Here is a 21,219-nt window from a genome sequence, read left to right on the forward strand (position 1 = left end):
GCTAGGGGCGTGTGGCGCCTACGCCGTGGGACTGCACGTCCGCATTTGCCGCCGCCGCGCGCACCGCACCAGCCGGCAGGGCATAGGCGATCACCTCGTCACCGATGGGCGTCTCCATGAAATGATGCCCGCCGGTCATGATCACCACATACTGCCGGCCGTCCACCTCATAGGTCATGGGCGTCGCCTGGCCGCCGGCGGGCAGCTTATCCTGCCAAACGGTCTTGCCGGTCTCCATGTCGATCGCCCGGATGAGATCGTCGGTGGCCGCTGCGATGAAGATGAGACCGCCCGCAGTCACCACCGCGCCGCCATTATTGGGTGTGCCGATGGTCACCGGCAGCATGGAGGGAATTCCGAACGGACCATTCTTCAGCGCCTGCCCCAAGGGCCGGTCCCACAGGGTTTCGCCAGTGGCAAGGTCGATCGCCCGGATGCCGCCATATGGCGGCTCCTTGCAGAGCAGGCCCGTCACCGGAAGGCGCCAGCCGGCGTTCACGTCGATGGCGAACGGCGTGCCCGCCTGCGGATCGCCTGCCCCCTCGGCGCCGCTGCCCAGGTCTCCGCCCCGGGCCTCGCTGCGCGGCGTCCAACCCTTGCGGTCAGCCTCCGCACGCGGAACGAGCCGGTTGTGGTTGGGCATGTCATTGTAATTGGCGATGATGATGCCGCGGCGCGGATCAACCGCAACCCCGCCCCAGTCCGAGCCGCCATTATAGCCGGGATACTCGATCCAATGGGTGTCGCTCGTGGGCGGGGTATAGATGCCTTCATAATGCGCCTGCCGGAACTGGATGCGGCAGAACATCTGGTCGATGGGCGACATGCCCCACATGGCGGCCTCCGTCAGCCTGGCCTTGCGCAGCGTGTGGTAGAGCGAGAAGGGTTGCGTCGGCGCGCGTTGGTCCGGCTCTACCCCACCCTGCGGCACCGGGCGCTCCTCGACGCCCGTCAGGGGCTGACCCGTGCGGCGGTCGAGGATGTAGATGTCGCCCTGCTTGCTGGGTAGCACGAGCGCGGGAACCACCCCGTTGGCGGAGGGGAAATCCACCAGCGTCGCTTGCGAGCCGAGGTCATAGTCCCACACATCCTTGTGCACGGTCTGGAAAGACCAGGCCACCCGTCCAGTAGTGACATCGATGGCCGTCAGCGATGTGGAGAAGGCATTTTCCGCCGGCGTGCGGCTGCCGCTCCAATAGTCCACCGCCGAATTCCCCATGGGCAGATAGACATAGCCGAGCTGCTCATCGCCGGTGGCCGTGGTCCACATATTGGGTGTGCCGCGGGTATAGATGGCGCCCGGCGGCGGGGGCGTCGGCAGGTCTGGCTGCGTCATATCCCAGGCCCAGCGCAGGGCGCCGGTCACGGCGTCGAATCCCTTGATCACGCCGGACGGCGCATCCCGCTTCTGGCCGTCGAGAATCTGGTGGCCGATCACCACCACGCCGCGCACGATGGTGGGGGGCGACGTCATCGAGACCATGCCGGGCACGATGGGACCCATGTTCTGCGACGTGGAGACCTGGCCGCCATCGCCGAAATCCGCGCACGGCTGGCCGGTGCGGGCATCGACAGCGATCAGCCGCGCATCGAGCGTCCCCTCGATGACGCGCGTGGCGCAGGCGGCATCGGCTGCAGCATCCGGGTCTGCATAATAGGCGACACCGCGGCAGGCGGCCGTGTAGGGAATGTTGTCGTCAGAGACCTTGGGGTCATAGCGCCAGCGCTCATTCCCCGTGGCCGCATCCAGCGCGATGATGATGTTCTTGGGCGTGCAGACATAAAGCATGTCCCCCACCTTCAGCGGCGTATTCTCGGCGCCATACTTGCCGTGCGCGAACTCAGATTGCGGCAGGTCTCCGGTATGGACGAGCCAAGCCCGCTGGAGTTGGTCGACATTGGAGGTGTTGATCTGGTCCAGCGGCGAATAGCGTCGTGCACTGTAGGTGCCGCCATAGGCCGGCCAGTCCGCGCCGACGGCGTTCCGCGACGGTTCGGACATCGCCTCGATCCGCGCCCGCGGAACCTCCTTCACGAGGGGTGACGGCGCGTTTGCGGCGATGGCCCATCCGAGCCCGCCGGCCAGAAGGACGACCCCCACGATCCCCGCAACGGCCGTCCTGCCGGAATAGCGACCGGGGCCAAGCGCGGGAAGAAGGGCCAGGATCGGGATGAGCAGGACCAGCGGCGCCACCACCCGAGGCACGAGAGGCCAGGGATGCGGCCCCACTTCCCATAAGGCCCAGGCAATGGTGGCGAGCACGATCGCGCAGTAGAGCCAGACGCCGGCCGCACGCCCCATGAACAGCAGCACCCCGCAAATGACGAGCCCCAGGCCGGCGGCGGCGTAATAAGGCGAACCGCCCAGCGCAATGAGCCATGCGCCCCCGCCCAGGAGCACGATGCCGATCAAGGCGACGATCCCCCCGAGCAAGCGAGGGGACCAGATTGCGAGCAGGGAGCGTCGTGAATCGCGCAATGTCTCGGCTCCTGATGTGAGGGTGATCGAAAACTCAACCTCACACCGGATCAATTGTTCCGATTGCAAGCGCAGAATAAATCTGGATGTTTATTCATCTGGTGAGCTTAGAAAAAATGTGATCATTCAGAGTAAAAATAATACAAACACTAATTCACGAATATTTATTTCCGCTTCGGGGGAGCGTGCGGAGGAAAGGGTCAAGGGATCCATCACGCCGCATGCACCCCACCCGGCAAGCCCTCCCGCCCGGTTGAGTGAGGGAGTGGCAGGCCGGACGAAAGCGCGTTGCGCGGAAGATGCGGCGCGCCCAATCGCGCGCCGCATCTTGCTTCGGTGCATGGTCAGCGGGTGGTGGTGGTGCCGCCGGTGCGGGGGGCTGCGTTGGTGTCCCGGCCCATGCCGGAGTTGCGGGAGCCCTCATCCTCGAAGCGCGGCGCAGCCTGGAGTTGCTCCTTCGTGATGATCAGGAAGATGCGGTCGGCGTCCCGGTCGGGCATCGCCCCGGCCATGTTCTGGCCGGTCCGGTTCTGAGCATTGGTCCCGGCCGTGCCCGCGCCGGTGCTGCCTGTGGCGCCGGTGGTGGAACGCGTGTTTCCGGTGTTGGAGGCTTGGGTATTGCCAGGCCGGGTGTCGCCAGCCCGGAATTGCAGGGCCTGCATGGGCACCGCGACATTGGTCTCGCCGAGCCCCAGGAAGCCGCCCACATCGAGCACAACGCCGATCACCTGGCCATTGCGGTTCAGGAGGACGTCACCAACTTCGCCGATGTCTTCATTGTTCGCGCCATAGACGTCCTTGCCGATCAGCTCCGAGGCGCGCCAGGTATTTGCGTCGCGCGCGGAGATGAAGTTCAGGGCGGCGCCCGTGGAATTCTGGCCGGCAGCGCGGCCCTGGTTCTGCATGGCGGGCGCGTTCTGAGCCAATGCTGGCCCGACGCCCAAGGCTGCGACGATGGCAGCCACGGTGATGTAATGCTTGTTCATGGCATGTCTCCGGGGTGTTCGGGTTGCTTTTTGAAAAGCGAGGGTGCGCCCCGCTCCTCACCCAACGTGCCACCGCCCGAGTTGTTCATGTTTTATTTATCTATCGCACCATTCTCGCTACATAAACGTAGCCATTGAGAATAGAGACAAGCGCGAGCTTCAGATTTATTAGGACAAACATTTCAATACCATGCTTGGATATTGAATGCTGCGTGACCTGTCGCCCCCCCGCGGCGTCAGATGCGCGGGGCCGGCAGGTCCAGTTCCTGCGTGATCCAGCCAGCGAACAGGCGCACCGAGCGCCGGGCCTTGGCGGCGCGGGGGAAGACAAGGTAATGGCCGACATAAGTGACATCGCTGGCCTTGCCCGCCAGCGGCGCCACCAGTTCGCCGCGGGCGATCTCGCGTTCGGCGAGGCGGGTGGACTCAAGCGCGATACCCAGCCCATCCACCGCCGCGGCAATGGCCATGAAGGAGCGGTCGAAGCGCGAACCGCGCGGCCCTGGAGGCGCGACACCGTTGAGCTCGAACCAGTGGTTCCAGCGCACGCGCTTGTTGTCGCTTTCGATCAGGTCATGATCGAGCAGGTCCAGCGGGCAGCCGATCCGCGCAGCCATTTCCGGCGCGCACAGGGGGGTGACCGTCTCCTCGCCAAGGGGCACCACCACCAGCCCCTCCTGCCGTGGCGGGCCGTAGCAGATGTCGGCGTCGAACTCGTCGTGCTCGAAGCGGGGATAGTCCACGCCGGCCGCGAGCCGCACCTCCAGCCCCGGCTGTTGCGCGAGCAGCGTGCGCAAGCGCGGAAGCAGCCATTGGGCGGCGAGCGAGGGGGCGCAATGGAGCCGCAGCAGGTTCACCGAGCGGGCGCCCACCATCTCAATCCCCTGCCGCATCTCATCGAAGCCGGCCGCCACATGGCGCATCAGCGCCTCGCCCGCCGGATTGAGGCGCACGGCGCGCCCTTCCCGCTCAAACAAGGCGGTGCCCATCAGGTCCTCCAGCTTGCGCACCGCGTGGCTGATGGCGCTCGGCGAAATGCCCAGTTCCTCTCCCGCCACGCGGAACGAGCCGCGCCGGGCGGCAGCTTCAAAGGCCTGAAGGGCAGACAGGGGAAGGCGTTTCATGAGAGCCCTCTGGCGAGGAGCCCCTTGCTGGAAGGGGGCTCCGGCATCCAGATAGATGAACACAGTTCATCCTTTAGCGCAATTTTTGCGTTTTTAAGCCGCAAACACAGGAGCCAGTATCACCCTTCGAAAAAGAAGCCCATCGTGGAGGAAACCATGCTGCTTCAGAACAAGACGGCCGCCATTTCGGGGGCCGCCAGCGCCCGCGGCATCGGCCTTGCCACGGCGAAACTGTTCGCCGCCCACGGCGCGCGCATTGCCATTATCGACATCGACGCGGAAGCCGCCAAGGCCGCCGCCGCGGCGTTGGGCCCCGAACATATGGGGGTCGGCTGCGACGTCGCCGACAAGGCCTCCTGCCAGGCGGCGGCGGATGACGTTCTCCAGGCGTTCGGCCATCTCGACATCCTCATCAACAATGCCGGCGTAACCCAGCCGGTGAAGACGCTGGATATCGACGAGGCGAGCTGGGACCGCATCCAGGACATCAACTGCAAGGGCGTCCTTTTCCTGAGCCAGGTGTTCATCCCGCACATGCAGGCGCGCAAGTCCGGCTCCATCGCCTGCATGTCGTCGGTGTCCGCGCAGCGCGGCGGCGGCATCTTCGGGGGGCCGCATTATTCCTCCGCCAAGGCCGGCGTGCTCGGCCTCGCCAAGGCCATGGCCCGCGAGTTCGGTGTCGACGGCATTCGCGTAAATTGCGTCACCCCCGGCCTGATCCAGACCGACATCACCGGCGGCAAGCTCACCGACGAGATGCGCAAGGACATTCTCAAGGGCATCCCACTCAACCGCCTGGGCGATGCGAGCGATGTGGCCGGCATCTACCTGTTCCTCGCCAGCGACCTGTCCGCCTACGTCACCGGCGCGGTGATCGACGTCAATGGCGGCATGCTGATCCACTGATCCCGGTCCGCCATGGTGCGCGGGGCCTGCCGGCGCAGGGGGGCCGGCCCCCGCCTGCGCACAGGCTCCGCCACAGGAAGAGTGACATGACCACTTCATCCTCCAACGTCTCGCTGGAACGGCGCGCCTGGAACATCCGGCGCCATGCCATCCGCATGGGCGAGGTGCAGGGCCAGGGCTATATCGCCCAGGCTCTCGACATCGCCGATGTGCTGGCCACCGCCTATTTCCATGCCATGCGCTATGAGCCCCAGAACCCCGAATGGGAAGGGCGCGACCGCTTTCTGCTGTCGAACGGCCACTACGCCATCGCGCTCTACGCGGCCCTGATCGAGGCCGGCATCGTCCCCGAGGACGAATTGGAGACCTACGGCTTCGACGACAGCCGCCTGCCCATGTCGGGCATGGCCAGCTATACGCCGGGCATGGAAATGTCGGGCGGGTCGCTCGGCCTCGGCCTGTCCATTGCGGTGGGCAAGTGCCTTGGCCTCAAGCGCAAGGGCTCGGACAGCCGCGTCTATACCCTGTTTTCCGACGGCGAGCTGGACGAGGGGTCGGTGTGGGAGGCAATCATGTCCGCCGCCCATTACAAACTCGACAATCTCATCGCCATTGTCGACGTGAACAACCAGCAGGCGGACGGCCCTTCCACGTCCATGCTCGGCTTCGAGCCCCTGCCGGAGAAGCTTGAGGCTTTCGGCTGGTTCGTCCAGCGGGTGGACGGCAACGATCTTAACGCCGTGCGCGCCGCCTTCGACGCCGCCAAGACCGCCACTGGCGGCCGACCCAGCATGATCATCGCCGACACGCTGATGGGCAAGGGCATCCCCTTCCTGGAGGCGCGCGAGAAGAACCACTTCATCCGTGTGGATGCCCATGAGTGGCAGCTGGCCCTGGCCGCCCTCGACGAGAGGAAGCCCGCATGAAACCCGCCGCCGCTCCCGTCGCCGAGGCTTTGCCCAAGAAGCGCCTGACCACCTCCGCCATGATCGCGTCCATCGCGGGCGAGGGGCAGCGAACCAGGCCCGCTCCGTTCGGCCATGCGCTGGTCCATTGCGCGAAGGCCGATCCCTCCATCGTCGGCATGACCGCCGACCTTGGAAAATACACCGACCTGCACATCTTCCAGCAGGCCTTTCCCGATCGCTACTACCAGATGGGCATGGCCGAGCAGCTTCTGTTCGGCGCTGCGTCCGGCCTCGCCGCTGAGGGCTTCACCCCCTTTGCCACCACATATGCGGTGTTCGCCTCCCGCCGGGCCTATGACTTCATCCACCAGACGATCGCGGAAGAAGACCGCAATGTGAAGATCGTCTGCGCCCTGCCCGGCCTCACCTCCGGCTACGGCCCCTCCCACCAGGCCGCGGAAGACCTGGCGCTCATGCGCGCCATGCCGAACATGACGGTGATCGATCCGTGCGACGCGCACGAGATCGAGCAGGCGGTGCCCGCCATCGTCGCCCACAAGGGTCCAGTCTATATGCGCCTGCTGCGCGGCCAGGTGCCGCTCGTGCTGGACGAATACGGCTACAGCTTCGAGCTGGGCAAGGCGAAGATGCTGCGCGACGGCTACGAGGTGCTCGTCATCTCGTCCGGCATCATGACCATGCGGGCGCTGGAAGCCGCCAAGGCGCTCGCGACGGATCGCGTCGACGTGGGCGTCCTGCACGTCCCCACCATCAAGCCGCTGGATGCCGCCACGATCCTAGACGCCTGCGCCAAGCCCGGCCGCCTCGTGGTCGTGGTCGAGAACCACACTGTCATCGGCGGCCTGGGCGAGGCGGTGGCGGGGCTGCTCATGCGCGAGGGGGTGCATCCGGCCTTCCGGATGATCGGCCTGCCCGATGAATTCCTCGCCGCCGGCGCGCTGCCCACTTTGCACGATCGCTACGGCATCTCCACCGACGCGCTCTGCGCCAAGGTGAAGGCCTGGCTGAAATAGCAACACCGGCCACAGCCTCCGGAAAGAGAGGCCGGCCAACCGGGGAGGACGACATGAAGAAGATCGGCTTTGTGGGCCTCGGCTCCATGGGCCTGCCAATGGCGCGCAACCTGGCCCGCGCCGGCTTCGCCGTCACCGGCTTCGACCTGCGCGCCGAAGCCGGGGCGCAGCTGGCGGCCGCCGGGGGGACGGCGGCCCCCAGCCTCACCGACGCCTTCGCAGGCCAGGATGCCGTCGTCCTGATGGTGGTGAATGCCACCCAGGCCGAGGACATCCTGTTCGGCGCGGGCGCCTTGGCGCACCTGGCTCCGGGCGGCGTGGTGATCCTGATGGCCACCTGCCCGCCGGCCGCAGTCGCGGCGCTGGCGAGCCGGGTGGAAGGGGAGGGTCGCCACGTCGTGGATGCCCCCGTCTCAGGTGGGGTCGTCGGGGCGGAGGCCGGCAGCCTCACGATCATGGTGGCGGCCCAGGCCGGCCTGTTCGCGCAGGTGCAACCGGTGCTGGATGCCATGGGCTCCAAGGTGGTGCGTCTCGGCGACAGGCCCGGCCAGGGCGCGACCGCCAAGGCGGTGAACCAGCTTCTGTGCGGCGTGCATCTGGCCGCCGCGGCCGAGGCGCTCTCGCTGGCCGAAACGCTCGGCCTCGACATGGACGCCATGCTGGACATCGTCTCCGGCTCCGCCGCCTCCAGCTGGATGCTCAGGGACCGTGGCCCCCGCATGCTGGAGCGCAACCCCCGCGTGACAAGCGCAGTGGACATCTTCGTGAAGGACCTCGGCATCGTCCTTGAGGCCGGCACGGGCGCCAGGACCGCGCTGCCGCTGGCCGCCATCGCTCACCAGCATTTCCTCTCCGTCTCCGGCCGCGGCCGGGGGGCGGAGGATGACAGCCAGGTGATCGCCGCCTACCGCGCCCTCCAGGGTCGGGCCTGACCTCACTCCAACAATCAACCCGCTCCAAAGCGGCATACTAGGGAGAAGACACCATGAAACCGTCCGGAACCGGGCTCACCCGCCGTCATATGCTGGCCGCCGGCGCCGCGCTGCCCCTGTTCGGCATCCTCACCCGTCGGGGCGATGCCGCCGAATTCACCTACAAATACGCCACCGGGCAGGATCCCACGCACCCGGTGAACAAGCGCGCCCAGGAAGCACTGGACCGCATCCGCGAGGCGACCTCCGGCCGCGTCGAGTTCAAGCTGTTCCCTGCCAACCAGCTGGGGTCTGACACCGACCTCCTCGCCCAGGTGCGCAATGGCGGCGTGGAGTTCTTCAACCTCTCCACCTCGATCCTCGCAACGCTGGTTCCCGTCTCGGGCATCGTGAATACCGGCTTCGCCTTCCCCGACTACGCCACGGTATGGAAGGCGGTGGACGGCGATCTCGGCAAGTATATCCGCGCCCAGATCGAAAAAGTGGGCCTCGTGGCCCCCGCAAAATTCTGGGACAATGGCTTCCGTCAGATCACCTCCTCCACCCGCGAGATCCGCACGCCGCAGGACCTGAACGGCTTCAAGATCCGCGTCCCGCCCGCGCCGATGCTGACCTCGGTATTCAAGTCACTGAATGCGGGCGCCACTCCCATCAACTTCAACGAGCTGTATTCGGCGCTCCAGACCAAGGTGGTGGAAGGCCAGGAAAACCCGCTCGCCATCATCGCCTCCACCCGCCTCTACGAAGTGCAGAAGTCCTGCTCCATGACCGGCCACGTGTGGGATGGCTACGTCATCCTCGGCAACCGCCGCGCCTGGAGTGCCCTGCCGGAGGAGGTGCGCGCCATTGTCTCGCGCGAGCTGGACAAGTCTGCGGTGGACCAGCGCGCCGACGTGGCCGCGCTCAACCAGAGCCTGCGCGCCGATCTCACCGCCAAGGGCATCACCTTCATCGATGTTGACCGCGAGCTGTTCCGCAAGGCCCTGGCCGCCACGCCCTTCTACGGCGACTGGAAGGCCAAATATGGCAACGAGGCGTGGGGCCTGCTCGAAGGCGCCGCCGGCAAGCTCGGAGGGTGAGCATGTCCCAGCACGTCCCCCATTCCATGCCGCCGCCGGCCCACGCGCTGGACGAAAGCCATGCCCTGCATGAGGCCTATGCAGAAGGGGAGGCGCCGGTCGCGGCGCTTCCCGACACATCGTGGCGCCGGGGCCTGTTCGTCGTCGAAACCGGCATCTGCCGGCTGGTGGAATATCTGGCCGCCGCCTTGGTCCTGGCGGAAATCACCGTCCTGTTCGTCGGGGTTGTGAAGCGCTATGCGCTGCACAGCCCAATCGTGTGGTCGGACGAGCTTGCATCCCTGCTCTTCATCTGGCTCGCCATGTTCGGCGCCGTCCTGGCGGTGCAGCGGGACAGCCACATGCGCATGACGGCGCTGGTCAGCATGGCCTCGCCTCGCGTGAAGGCCGTGCTGGAGACAATGGCATTGGCCGCGCCCCTCGTCTTCCTCATGGCGGTCCTGCATCCCGCCATCGAGTATGCCGAAGACGAAATGTTCGTCACCATGCCGGCCCTCGACGTGCCCAACACCTGGAAGGCGGCCGCGCTGCCCGTGGGCATCGCGCTGATGGCGGTGGTGTGTCTGCTCAAGCTGCTGCGCGCCGCCAATCCGAAGCAGATGGCGGTGGTGTGCCTTTGCCTCGTGGCGGCGGTAGGGTTTGGCTTTGCAGCCTCGCCCTGGCTGAAGATGCTCGGCAATTACAATCTCCTGATCTTCCTGGTGGGGCTGGTGGCGGCCCTGGTGTTTGCCGGCGTGCCCATCGCTTTTTCCTTCGGCCTTGCCACGGCGGGCTATCTGACCTTCACCACCACGACGCCGCTGGCGGTGGTGGTGGGGCGGATGGACGAGGGGATGAGCCATCTGATCCTGCTCTCGGTGCCGCTGTTCGTGTTCCTGGGCCTGCTCATCGAGCTGACGGGCATGGCGCGCGCGCTGGTGGGCTTCCTGGCGAGCCTGCTGGGCCATGTGCGCGGCGGCCTGTCCTACGTGCTGATCGGAGCCATGTATCTCGTCTCCGGCATCTCCGGCTCGAAGGCGGCGGACATGGCGGCGGTGACCCCGGTTCTGTTCCCGGAAATGGTCAAGCGCGGAGCCAAGAAGGGCGACCTCGTGGCCCTGCTGGCCGCCACCGGAGCCCAGACAGAGACCATCCCGCCGTCCCTCGTCCTGCTCACCATCGGCTCGGTCACCGGCGTATCCATCGCGGCCCTGTTCACCGGCGGCCTGCTGCCGGCCCTGGTGCTGGGCCTCGCGCTGTGCCTGCTGGTGCGCTACCGCTACCGCAATGACGACCTCTCGAACGTCAAGCGCGTCTCGGCGCGGGAGATCGGCTGGTCCGCCATCATCGCCCTGCCGGCCATCGCCCTGCCCTTCGTCATCCGCGGGGCGGTGATGGAAGGCATCGCCACGGCGACCGAAGTCTCCACCATCGGCATCATCTATTCCGTGGTGGTCGGCCTTCTGGTCTACCGGCAGTTCGACTGGAGCCGCATCGTGCCGATGATGGTCAGCACGGCAGCGCTCTCCGGCGCGATCCTGCTCATCATCGGCGCGGCGACGGGCATGGCCTGGGCACTGACCCAGTCCGGCTTCTCGCAGAGCCTGGCCCATGTGATGTCCGGCCTGCCAGGCGGCGCGGCGACCTTCATGGTGGTCTCCATCCTCGCCTTCATCATCCTGGGCTCGGTGCTGGAGGGAATCCCGTCCATCGTGCTGTTCGGACCGCTGCTGTTCCCGATCGCGCGGCAGATGGGCATTCATGAGGTGCACTATGCCATGGTGGTGATCCTGGCCATGGGCATCGGCCTGTTCGCCCCGCCCTTCGGCGTCGGCTATTATTGCGCGACCGCCATTGGCGGGGTGAATCCGGACGAGGGTATGAAGCCCATCGTCGGCTACATGCTGGTGCTCCTGGTGGCGCTGGCTGTGGTGGCGGCGGTGCCGTGGATCTCCATCGGCTTCCTGCCGGTGCCTTGACCGGCGTCGGGCGCTCCGAAGACCCTCACGGCTCCCAAACCCAAAGGCCCGCTGGTTCACCCGGCGGGCCTTTCCTTTGCCCCACGGGACCTTCTGCCAAGCAAAAGGCCGGCCGGGGCATGCCGGGCCGGCCTTCGACGCATGGGAGGGGACGCGGACGTTCAGTCCGGCGAGACCACGTTGGAGGGGCGGCCGGCGACGAAGTTCTCGATATTGTCGATGAGCTGGTCCGCCAGTGCCTGCTGCGCCTCCAGCGAGGCCCAGGCCACGTGCGGGGTGCAGATGACATTGCGCCGCCTCGCGAGGCGCATGAAGGCGCTGTCGGGGGCAGGCGGCTCCGGCAAGGTGACGTCGAGCCCGGCGGCACGCACCAGGCCCTCGTCGAGCGCGATCTCCAGGTCCTCTTCCACGATGAGCCCGCCACGCGCCGTGTTGATGAGGATCGGCCGGTTCTTCATGCGCCGGAAGGCGGACAGGTCGAACATGCCGCGCGTCTCCTCGGTGAGCGGGCAATGCAAGGTGATGGCGTGAGCGGTCTCGACGAGTTCGTCCAGGCTCACCACGCCCGCCGTCCCCGGCTTGGCCATGGGATCGTAGAACACCACCTCCATGCCGAAGGCCCGCGCGATGCCCGCCACCTGGGAGCCAAGCACGCCGGCGCCGACAATGCCGAGGCGGCGCCCGGCGAGGTCGACGATGGGATTGGTGAAGAAGCAGAATTGCTGCGCCGCCTGCCAAGCGCCTTCCAGCACCTCCTGCCGGTAGGGAACGATGGAGCGGGCGAGGGCCAGCAGCAGGGCGAAGGTGTGCTCGGGAACGGTGGCCTTGGCATAGCCGCGAATGTTCACCGTCGGGATGCCGCGCGCGGCGGCCGCCGCCTTGTCCACGCAATCTGTGCCGGTGGCCGCAATCGCGATCAGCGCGAGGTCGGGCAGTTGCGCCAGCGTGGGCGCGCGCAGGTCCACCTTGTTGTTGATGATGATGGTGGCATCCTGTGCCCGCGCCACCACCTCGTCGGCGCTGGTGCGCGCATATTCCACCCAGTCATGAGGAAAGGAGGGACGGCGGACTTGCACCTCGGGCGCGATGGTGTCGCGATCGAGGACGACGATCTTGTGCATGGATCTCAATCTTTCCGAGTCTCGGCTTTTTCCGAATCCCAATCTTTGCAGGTCGCGCGCCGACCTCAGAGCCGCGCGCGCGCTGCATCCGCGACCGCCTCTGCGGTGATGCCGAAATGCCGGTACAGCGCATCCGCGGGACCTGAGGCCCCAAACCCGGTCATACCGACAAAGCCTCCCTCCTCGCCGATCCAGCGCTCCCAGCCGAACTTCACCGCCGCCTCCACCGCCACCCGCACCGTGCCCGCCCCCAGCACGGCCCGGCGATAGGCCTCGTCCTGCGCCTCGAACAGGTCCCAGCAGGGCATGGAGACGACAGCGGTGGGAATGCCCTGCGCCTGGAGCATCGCCCGGGCATCGACAGCGATCTGCACCTCCGAGCCGGTGGCGAGGAGGGTCACGCGCCGCGCCCCGCCTTCCGCCTCCTGGAGCAGATAGGCGCCCCGCGCCGAGCGGTTGAGCGGCGCGCCGTCCCGGCGCAGCGCCGGCAGCGATTGGCGCGCGAAGATGAGTGCCACCGGCCCCGTGCGATGCTCCAGCGCGATTTCCCACGCCTCCGCCGCCTCGACGGCGTCGCACGGGCGCAGCACCCTCATATTGGGCATGGCGCGCAGAGAGGCGAGGATCTCCACTGGCTGGTGGGTGGGTCCATTCTTCCCGATGCCGATGGAATCGTGACTGAATACGAATTTCACCGGCAGCCCCATGAGCGCCGCCATGCGCAAGGCGGGCCGCTCATAGTCGGAGAAGGGCAGATAGGTGACGGCGAGCGGCACGACGCCACCATGGGCCGCCATGCCGTTGGCCAGCGCGCCCATGGCATGCTCGCGCACGCCGCAATGGATGTAGCGCCCGGTTCGCTCGTGCGCGGTGAAGGCGGAGAGCTGGCGCTTGTGGTTGGTGGGCGCCTCCAGGTCCGCGCAGGCGGTCATGATCTCGGGCAGCACCTCATAGAGGGCCGCCGCAATGTCACCGGAGGTGGCGATGGAGAAATCCGCCTTGCTCTCGGTTGCCACACCCGCCTTGTAGGCCTGGATCGTCTCCCGCGCTCCGGCAGCCAGGGTGCCGGCGACGGTGCGGCGGAACTCGTCCTGCACCGCATGACCCGCGCCAGCGAGCCGCTCGAGCCAGGCGGCCCGCGCGGCGGCGCCCGGCGCGCCGGTGGCCCGCCAGGCCGCGCCGATTTGCGCGGGAATGTCGAAGCTGCCGCCCGACCAGCCGAAGCGCTCGGCCATCGCCGCGCGGTCCTCCGGAAACAGCTTGCCGGAATGGCCGCCGCGCTGGCCTTGGAGGCGGGGAATGCCGCGCGCGATCACCGTCCGGCAGGCGATCATGGAAGGACGCGGATCGGCCTTTGCCGCGCAGATGGCGGCATCCACCGCCCCAGGATCGTGCCCGTCGATCTCAACCACATGCCAGCCCGCGACACGGAAGCGATCGGCGACGTTTTCCGAGATGGAGAGGGCCGTCGCGCCGTCATCTGTGATGGCGTTGTCGTCCCAGAAGAAGGTGAGCTTGCCGAGCCGCAGATGGCCGGCAAGCTGGATCACCTCCTGGCCCACGCCCTCCTGAAGGCAGCCATCCCCGACGAAAGCCCAGGTGCGATGGTCCACCAGATCATCCCCGAACCGCGCATTGAGATGCGCCTCGGCAATGGCCATGCCCAGTGCGTTGGCGATGCCTTGCCCCAGCGGACCGGTAGTGGTCTCGATGCCGGCGGCTGGCTCGTATTCTGGATGTCCGGCGCAAGGTGAGCCGAGTTCACGGAACCGCTTCAGCGCCTCGAGGGAGATATGGTGATAGCCGGTCAGGTGCAGGAGCGCATAGAGCAAGGTGGAGCCGTGCCCGTTGGACAGCACCACGCGGTCGCGGTCGGGCCAGGTGGGGTCGGCCGGATCGAACTTCAGGTGGCGGCTATAGAGCACGGTGGCGATCTCGGCCATGCCCAGCGGCACGCCCTGATGGCCCTCGCCCGCTGCCAGGATGGCGTCCACCGCCAGGAAGCGGATGGCAGAGGCCATGGCCTCCGGTGGCACCGCCCCCGTCATGGACGGGAGGCCGGTGGTCTCGATATCACCAGTCCTGGCAGAAACTTGGCCGCTCAACGTGCGTCTCCTCATCGCGCCTTCTTTTAGGGGGGCGATGATGCCGAAGCTGGCAGCGGGCCGGTAACGCGAAAAAAACACCGATCGATGAGTTGCACTCACCTAAAACCCCGCAAGCCACGGGGCCACGGCTCGGTCGGACCGCCCTATCCATCTGCATTGCTCACCGGTGGGGGACGCCGCCAGGGCCCGGCCCACACGCGGTGCCGGGCGTGCGCCAGCGCCGGTGGCGCGGTTGGGCTGTCCCGGTGTGGGTAGGCGATCTCCGGCGCCGAGCCAGAGGCCGACACATCCCAGATCCCCGAGATCGACAGGATCGACCTCGGGGATCTGGAACCCCGGCGGGAAGTCCATGACGATTTCGCCCGAGCGGATGGCCGTGTCCCAGCCGCCGTCCCGCATGACCGCCGACAGCCTCAGCATGCCCACATGGATGCCCTCCGGGGCCCACTCGCCATGCAGGGAGTACAGAGAAGTTGCGGGTGGCCGCGAGCGCGGGCCCAGGGCCGCTTATGAGGGGCAAGCCGATGGCGGCCGAACCGCCGAGGCAGGAGAAGATGGTGCCCGCCTTTGCTGCCGCAACTTCGGGAGTACGGCCTCTACCGCCGCGACGAGGCCGTAAAGAAACTGCGCCACCTCCTTACAGGCCGTCCACGCCGAGGGTGAAGGCGGGACCGAAGACCTCCGGCGCATTGAGGCCGAAATACAAGGTCTCCCGATGCGCTGGGCGCGCCTGGATTTCGGCCATGACGCGGGCGACATCTTGCTGACGGCGCAGTCATGATGAGCGGGCCAGGGGATGCGAGGATTGCGCATTCCCAGGCCCATTGCGGGAGAGCCTCCCCCGCGATCAGGCGGCCAGATTCTGGATCTGCATCTGCGCGGCCTCAAGCGCGCGCCGCTGCATCTCTTCGCCCAGCGCCAGCCCCTCGGCCCGCACGAAGGACAGATCCTTCACCCCGAGAAGGCTGAAGAAGGCCGTGAGGTGGCTTTCCTGGTGATCGAAGGCAGCATAAGGCGAGCCCGCGGTGAAGATGCCGCCGCGTGACGAAACCACAATCACCTTCAGGCCTCCACACAGTCCTTCTGGGCCGCTCGCACCGTATTGGAACGTCTTTCCGCGCACCGCTATATAATCGAGCCAGGTCTTCAGCTGGGAGGGGACGCCGAAATTGTACATGGGGGCGCCGATGACGACGGTGGTGGCCGAGAGAAACTCCTCTAGGACCGAAGGATCACCGCCGCCGACTTGCGAGAGGTGCGGCAGGGGCCGGGCCGCCAGATCGCGCAGCACCACGGTCTCGGAGGAGTTTATCTGCGTGAGACGGGCGACCACGGCCGCGCTGAGGGAGCGGCTCACGCTATTCGCACCATTTATGCTGCTGTCCACATGGAGTATGGTCATCGAAACGCATCCTAGTTCCACCAGGTAACCTGGTTCCGTCGTGATGCGGCGGATATTGAAAGAACCGGCGCCGTGCGCAAGGAGGCACTTTGATGTCACAGAGGCACATCGAGGTAACCGTCGAATTCCAGCAAGATGAAGACTGCCTGATCGTGCGGGATATTCTGACCCGAGTGGGAGACAAGTGGAGCGTCCTCGCCGTGGTGATGCTCGGCTCCGGTCCCAAGCGTTTCAATGAACTGAAGCGCGCCATCGCAGGCATATCGCAACGCATGCTCACCTTGACGCTGCGCACCCTCGAGCGGGACGGCATCGTGACACGTACCGTCTTCCCCACCGTGCCGCCCCGCGTGGATTATGCCTTGACACCCCTCGGCATGAACTTGCTGCGCACGCTGAAGCAGCTCGCGGATTGGGCGAGCACCAACGCCGAAGAAATCATGGAGGCCCGGGCGGCTTTCGACAGCAGAAGCGATGAGCTCCAACCCCTGAGCAACACACGCCCACCAGACGCCATCATCCGTGTCCGGCCGTGAGAACGGTGCCCCACGCGGGCCGCTCGCCTGAAGCTGCACACATGCCCGCTGATCTCCCTCCAGCCTGCATGTGAAGATCGAGGCGGGGACCACTGCGCGTGCGCTCTTTCAAGAACGTTCCCCGAAGCGACGGACGTAAGGGGCCAGCAGCGGGGCGGACGCGGAGGCATGGCGAGCCCGGTGAGACGATCGAAAGCACGGCACGTCCGGCACCCAGGGAGCACGTCCGCGCGAGTGGAAGACTTCCAAGTTCAGCGCGCAAGCCGATTGACGCTGGCGATGCCCCGCGCGCCCGTATAATCTGGCGCCGGTTCAGATCCAGATCCGTTTCACTGTCTGCCGCGTCGCGCGCTTGCGCGTGTGCCGGGGAAACAGGGGCGCGATCCACTGCCTTGGCTGCCAGTTCGTCTCCCATGCCCATGTCGATCGACGCGATTTTTCTCGACAAGCGCAGCTTGCTGATCAGCCACATCCATCGCCTTGTCGGCTCGCGGCAGGTGGCAGAGGAACTGGCGCACGAAAGCTATCTGCGGGTGGCCAAGGTGCTGCGCGACCGGCCCATCGAGCATGTACAGGCCTTCCTGTTCCAGACCGCCCGCAATCTGGCGGTGGACCATTTGCGGCGCGAGCGTACCCGGCGCGCCGTGGAAGTGAGCGGGGCGGACGATAACAGCCTGTCGGACGTGCCGGACGGTGCGGTCTCCACTGAGCAGAAGGTGATCGACGGGGAGCGCCTCCGGCTGTTCGAGAAAGCGCTCTCCAACCTGCCCGAGCGGGCGCAGCAGGCGGTGATCCTCAATCGCCTGCACGACTGGAGCTATCCTCGCATCGCCGCGCACCTGGGCGTTTCGGCCAACACGGTCTATGGCGATATCCGCGACGCGCTCGCTTATTGTCTCGACGCCCTGTCGGAGCGCGAGCTGCCGTGAGACCCTGCCCAATATCCGACCGTGCCACGCCTGTCGCGCCGTGCCGCCTCTCCGTGCGGGCGGCCACAGCCGCCTTGCGGGTCCAATGCCGCGCGCCCCGGGGAGCAATCGCCGGTGAATAACACACCTTCAGGCCGGGCACCTTTCGGCCAGGAACGCGCCGGACGCCGCCCAGCCTTGGACCCGGTGCAGGCGGAAGCGCTGGACTGGTTCACGCGCCTCCAGGCCGTGCCCGCTGACGCCGCACTGCAGGCGCGGTTCGAGGCCTGGCTTGCGGAGAACCCGCGCCACGCCGATGCCTATGGCCGGATCGCCGGAATGTGGGGCGACCCCGCTTTCGGCGCAGCAGTGGAACGGCGGGCCGTGGCCCTCGCGCCACCCGCCCCGCAACGCCGCGCCGGCCTTACGCGGCGCGGATGGCTCGCCGGCGGCCTGGCAGCGGCGCTGGTGCTGGCGGTGGGCGGCGCGCACCTCTCCGGCGCCTGGACCCGGCTCGGCGCCGACTATGCCACCGCTGTGGCGGAGCGTCGGACCGTGCAATTGCCGGACGGCTCGCGCATGATCCTCGACGGTGCCAGCGCCGCCGCCATCGATTTCGACGGCGACCGCCGCACCGTCCACTTGCTGGAGGGCGAGGCCTATTTCGATGTGGTCTCCGACCCCGCCCGCCCGTTCCGCGCGGTGGGACGGTTCGGCGAGGTGGAGGTGACGGGCACGGCCTTTTCCGTCCGCCTCGGGGAAGGCGCGGACGAGGTGGTGCTCGCCCGTGGCCGGGTGGAGGTGCGGGCGCTGGCCGGCAATGCCCCCCCCTCGGCATTGAGCCCGGGCGACATGGTCATGGTCAACCGCAATGGCCTGTCCGCCGTGCGCAAGGTCGACACGGAGCGCGCCCTGGCCTGGCTGGACGGGCGACTCAGCTTCAGCCGGCGCCCCCTTGGCGACGTGATAGAGGATGTCCGGCGCAGCTATGACGGTCGCATCTTCATCCTCAATGGCGATGTGGCCCGCCGGGAGGTCAGCGGCAGCTACAGGCTGGACGACCCGGTGCTCGTCATCCGTTCGTTGGCGGAGGCGGCGGGGGCGCAGGCCTCGTTTCTGCCTGGCGGCATCATCATCTTGAGATAGCTGGACTCTTTTTCCAGTTTGGAACTCCATCAGCTCCAATGTTTGACGGGGCGCGATTTTTCCTTGTGAGGTCGCCCCCCTCCACCCGTTCCATCTTCAGGGACGCATGGGCGGTCCCGGACGAGAGTGTCGGGTGAGGGCGTTGTGACCAATTCCAGTGTGGCGCGCGGTGGGCGTGGACGTGTGCGTTTCCCCGGTCTGGGGCAGGTCCTTCTGGCTTCGAGTGCGCTAAGCCTCGGGCTCGTCGTCGCGCTCCCGGCTTATGCACAGAGCGCCCCGCAGGCAACGGCACCGGCCTCCGCCCAGGCGATAAATTTCTCCATTCCCGCCCAGCCGCTGGCCAATGCCATCGACGCCTTCATCCGCGTCACCGGCTGGCAGGTGGGTTATTCATCCGCACTCGCCGACGGCCTGTTCTCCCGGCCGGTGAACGGCGCCCACACGCCCCTTGACGCGCTGCGCATCATGCTCGGCGGAACCGGGATCAGCGTCAGCACCACCGGCCCGCGCACGGCGACTCTGGTGGCCCCCTCGAGCCGCAGCGGATCGAGCAGCGACCTGCTGCTCGACATGATCCAAGTGCAGGGGGAGGACCCGACCCAGCATGTGGACGGCTATCTCGCCACGGTGAGCGCCACCGCCACCGGCATCGCTACGCCCATTATCGAGACGCCGCAATCGGTCTCCGTGGTGACCAGCGACCTGATCCGCGACACCGGCGCCTCCACGGTGACGGAGGCCATCCAATACACCCCGAGCGTGAATGCCCAGTCGCCGGCCTTCAGCCGCACCGTAGACGACTTGATGATCCGCGGCTTCAACGTCGCCAATGGCAATATGGGCATGTTGCGCGACGGCATGAAGTACCAGTCCAACGTCTATGACGGCGGCCAGGAGCCCTATGGCCTTGAGCGGATCGAGATCCTGCGCGGCCCCTCCTCCATCCTTTACGGCCAGCTCTCGCCCGGCGGCGTGGTGAATGCCGTGTCCAAGCGCCCGACCTTCGAGCCCTTCTACGAAGTCAATGCGGAGTATGGCAGCTTCGATTGGGCGCAGATTTCCACCGACATGGGAGGCCAGGCGCTCGGCAACCCCAATATGGCCTATCGCTTCACCACCCTGTTTCGGAAGGCCGATACCAATATCGACTATGTGAACGACGACCGCATCTATATTGCGCCCGCCTTTACTTGGCGCAACGATACGACGTCGCTCACCATCCTTGCCAATTATCAACAAATCGATTCCCGCTTCGTCGCGCCGATGCCCTATTCCGCCCTCGCCAGCGGCCAAGTCTCCCGCAGCCTGTTCATCGGCAATACCAATTACGACACGTTCGAGACCCAGACCTCCTCCATCGGCTATCTGTTCGAGCATGAGTTCGACAATGGCGTGCGCCTGCGCAATGCCACGCGTTACTATCAGGCGGACGTCACCTGGAACTACATGCAGTGGGGCTTGCTGCAGGCCAATGGCAACCTGATCCGACGCGCCAGCGACCGACAGGATACATCCACCGGCGTCACCTCGGACACCAGCCTGGAATGGAAATTCGAGACCGGCCCCATCGTCCACACCGCGCTCGCCGGCTTCGATTATTATTATCGCGGCTATGACACGGACCGCTATCGCAGCGGCCTCTACAACAACTTCAACATCTATTTCCCGGACAACAACCAGCTTCCACCCTCCATCAATTACAACGTCAATTACGGCTCCAACAGCACCGGCAACCAGTATGGTCTCTATCTTCAAGACCAGATGAAGATGTGGGACAAGCTGGTGCTGCTGGTGGGCGGGCGCTATGACTGGGCGCAGTCCGAAAGCACCAGCTACCAGACCAATGCGGTCACCAACCAGAATGACAGCGCCTTCAGCGGGCGCGCGGGCCTCGTCTATCTCTTCGACAATGGCCTTGCGCCCTATCTGAGCGTCAGCCAGTCCTTCCAGCCACAGGTGGGCGCCAATTCCTTCACCGGCGCGGCCTTCCAGCCGAGCAGCGGCCTACAATATGAGGCCGGCGTGCGATATGAGCCCGTGGGCGCCAACTATCTGCTGAGCGCCGCCGTCTATGACATCACGCAGTCCAACGTGGTCACCACGGATGCGAGCGGCCTGCAGTACCAGATCGGCGAGGTGAACTCGAAGGGCTTCGAATTCTCCGCCACCGGCAAGTTCGGCGCGCTCAACATGGTGGCCGCCTATTCCTACACCGATGCCCGCATCACCCAAAGCGTAGACCCCTCCGAAATCGGCCAGCGCGAAGCCCTGGTGCCGCTGAACACCGTGGCGCTGTGGGCGGACTATGCCCTGGACGAACTGGGGGTGCGGGGCCTGAAGATCGGGGCCGGCGTGCGCTATCTCAGCGACATGAACATGCCAGACGTGGGCACGGCCGTCCCCGGCTACACGCTGGTCGATGCCATGGTGCGCTATGACCTGGGCGCCGCCAATCCGAACCTGAAGGGCGCGGTGCTGGCGGTGAACGGCAAGAACATCTTCAACGCCCAATACATGACCTGCACCGGTTCGGACGGTTGCCGCTATGGCGTTCCCGCCACCGTCACAGCCACCCTCACCTATCGCTGGTGA

General features: G+C 66.4%; 16 protein-coding genes. 10 read left to right on the forward strand and 6 right to left on the reverse strand.

Annotated elements, in window-relative coordinates; all coding sequences use genetic code 11:
* Position 1: 1 nt before the first annotated feature.
* The 3 genes from J5J86_RS05215 to J5J86_RS05225 form a co-directional block, all read right to left on the reverse strand.
* On the reverse strand, positions 2 to 2,413 hold the full coding sequence (locus tag J5J86_RS05215) for a membrane-bound PQQ-dependent dehydrogenase, glucose/quinate/shikimate family (protein WP_247658064.1): 2,412 nt from the start codon (positions 2,411 to 2,413) through the stop codon (positions 2 to 4).
* Between the two features lie 410 nt (positions 2,414 to 2,823).
* Complete coding sequence (locus J5J86_RS05220) at positions 2,824 to 3,465, reverse strand: PRC-barrel domain-containing protein (RefSeq protein ID WP_209103825.1); 642 nt, start codon at positions 3,463 to 3,465, stop codon at positions 2,824 to 2,826.
* Between the two features lie 236 nt (positions 3,466 to 3,701).
* Positions 3,702 to 4,589, reverse strand: a complete 888-nt coding sequence (locus tag J5J86_RS05225) for a LysR substrate-binding domain-containing protein (protein WP_209103826.1) — start codon at positions 4,587 to 4,589, stop codon at positions 3,702 to 3,704.
* A gap of 156 nt (positions 4,590 to 4,745) precedes the next feature.
* Here J5J86_RS05225 and J5J86_RS05230 point away from each other — a divergent pair, with 156 nt between their 5' ends.
* The 6 genes from J5J86_RS05230 (at position 4,746) to J5J86_RS05255 (ending at position 11,406) form a co-directional block, all read left to right on the forward strand.
* A complete protein-coding gene (locus J5J86_RS05230; RefSeq protein WP_209103827.1) occupies positions 4,746 to 5,495 on the forward strand; it encodes an SDR family NAD(P)-dependent oxidoreductase in 750 nt (249 codons plus the stop codon).
* An 86-nt stretch (positions 5,496 to 5,581) separates the two neighbouring features.
* A complete protein-coding gene (locus tag J5J86_RS05235) occupies positions 5,582 to 6,421 on the forward strand; it encodes a transketolase (protein ID WP_209103828.1) in 840 nt (279 codons plus the stop codon).
* The gene (locus J5J86_RS05240) at positions 6,418 to 7,437 is read left to right on the forward strand and encodes a transketolase family protein (RefSeq protein WP_209103829.1); all 1,020 of its coding nucleotides are present in this window, start codon (positions 6,418 to 6,420) and stop codon (positions 7,435 to 7,437) included. Before J5J86_RS05235 ends, J5J86_RS05240 begins: the two co-directional genes overlap by 4 nt.
* A gap of 53 nt (positions 7,438 to 7,490) precedes the next feature.
* Positions 7,491 to 8,369, forward strand: coding sequence for an NAD(P)-dependent oxidoreductase (locus tag J5J86_RS05245; RefSeq protein ID WP_209103830.1), 879 nt, complete (start codon positions 7,491 to 7,493; stop codon positions 8,367 to 8,369).
* Positions 8,370 to 8,422: 53 nt separating this feature from the next.
* On the forward strand, positions 8,423 to 9,448 hold the full coding sequence (locus J5J86_RS05250; protein WP_209103831.1) for a TRAP transporter substrate-binding protein: 1,026 nt from the start codon (positions 8,423 to 8,425) through the stop codon (positions 9,446 to 9,448).
* Positions 9,449 to 9,474: 26 nt separating this feature from the next.
* Positions 9,475 to 11,406 (forward strand): TRAP transporter large permease, encoded by a 1,932-nt coding sequence (locus J5J86_RS05255; protein WP_209105247.1) that lies wholly within the window; start codon positions 9,475 to 9,477, stop codon positions 11,404 to 11,406.
* A gap of 161 nt (positions 11,407 to 11,567) precedes the next feature.
* On the opposite strand, the gene J5J86_RS05260 is transcribed toward J5J86_RS05255, so the two are convergent.
* The 3 genes from J5J86_RS05260 to J5J86_RS05270 all read right to left on the reverse strand — a co-directional run bounded on the left by J5J86_RS05260 (position 11,568) and on the right by J5J86_RS05270 (position 16,037).
* The gene (locus J5J86_RS05260; RefSeq protein ID WP_209103832.1) at positions 11,568 to 12,527 is read right to left on the reverse strand and encodes a D-2-hydroxyacid dehydrogenase; all 960 of its coding nucleotides are present in this window, start codon (positions 12,525 to 12,527) and stop codon (positions 11,568 to 11,570) included.
* 65 nt (positions 12,528 to 12,592) lie between these two features.
* A complete protein-coding gene (gene tkt, locus J5J86_RS05265; protein WP_209105248.1) occupies positions 12,593 to 14,575 on the reverse strand; it encodes a transketolase in 1,983 nt (660 codons plus the stop codon).
* A gap of 907 nt (positions 14,576 to 15,482) precedes the next feature.
* Positions 15,483 to 16,037, reverse strand: a complete 555-nt coding sequence (locus tag J5J86_RS05270) for an FMN-dependent NADH-azoreductase (RefSeq protein ID WP_209103833.1) — start codon at positions 16,035 to 16,037, stop codon at positions 15,483 to 15,485.
* A 92-nt stretch (positions 16,038 to 16,129) separates the two neighbouring features.
* On the opposite strand from J5J86_RS05270, the gene J5J86_RS05275 reads away from it, so the two are divergent.
* The 4 genes from J5J86_RS05275 (at position 16,130) to J5J86_RS05290 (ending at position 21,219) form a co-directional block, all read left to right on the forward strand.
* On the forward strand, positions 16,130 to 16,573 hold the full coding sequence (locus J5J86_RS05275) for a winged helix-turn-helix transcriptional regulator (protein ID WP_209103834.1): 444 nt from the start codon (positions 16,130 to 16,132) through the stop codon (positions 16,571 to 16,573).
* A gap of 413 nt (positions 16,574 to 16,986) precedes the next feature.
* On the forward strand, positions 16,987 to 17,502 hold the full coding sequence (locus tag J5J86_RS05280) for an RNA polymerase sigma factor (protein WP_247658068.1): 516 nt from the start codon (positions 16,987 to 16,989) through the stop codon (positions 17,500 to 17,502).
* A 186-nt stretch (positions 17,503 to 17,688) separates the two neighbouring features.
* Positions 17,689 to 18,627: a FecR family protein gene (locus J5J86_RS05285; protein ID WP_247658422.1), complete on the forward strand. Its 939-nt coding sequence runs from the start codon at positions 17,689 to 17,691 to the stop codon at positions 18,625 to 18,627.
* Positions 18,628 to 18,771: 144 nt separating this feature from the next.
* Positions 18,772 to 21,219, forward strand: a complete 2,448-nt coding sequence (locus J5J86_RS05290; protein WP_209103836.1) for a TonB-dependent siderophore receptor — start codon at positions 18,772 to 18,774, stop codon at positions 21,217 to 21,219.

This window comes from Aquabacter sp. L1I39 (assembly GCF_017742835.1).
In the GTDB taxonomy this organism is placed as follows: Bacteria; Pseudomonadota; Alphaproteobacteria; order Rhizobiales; family Xanthobacteraceae; genus L1I39.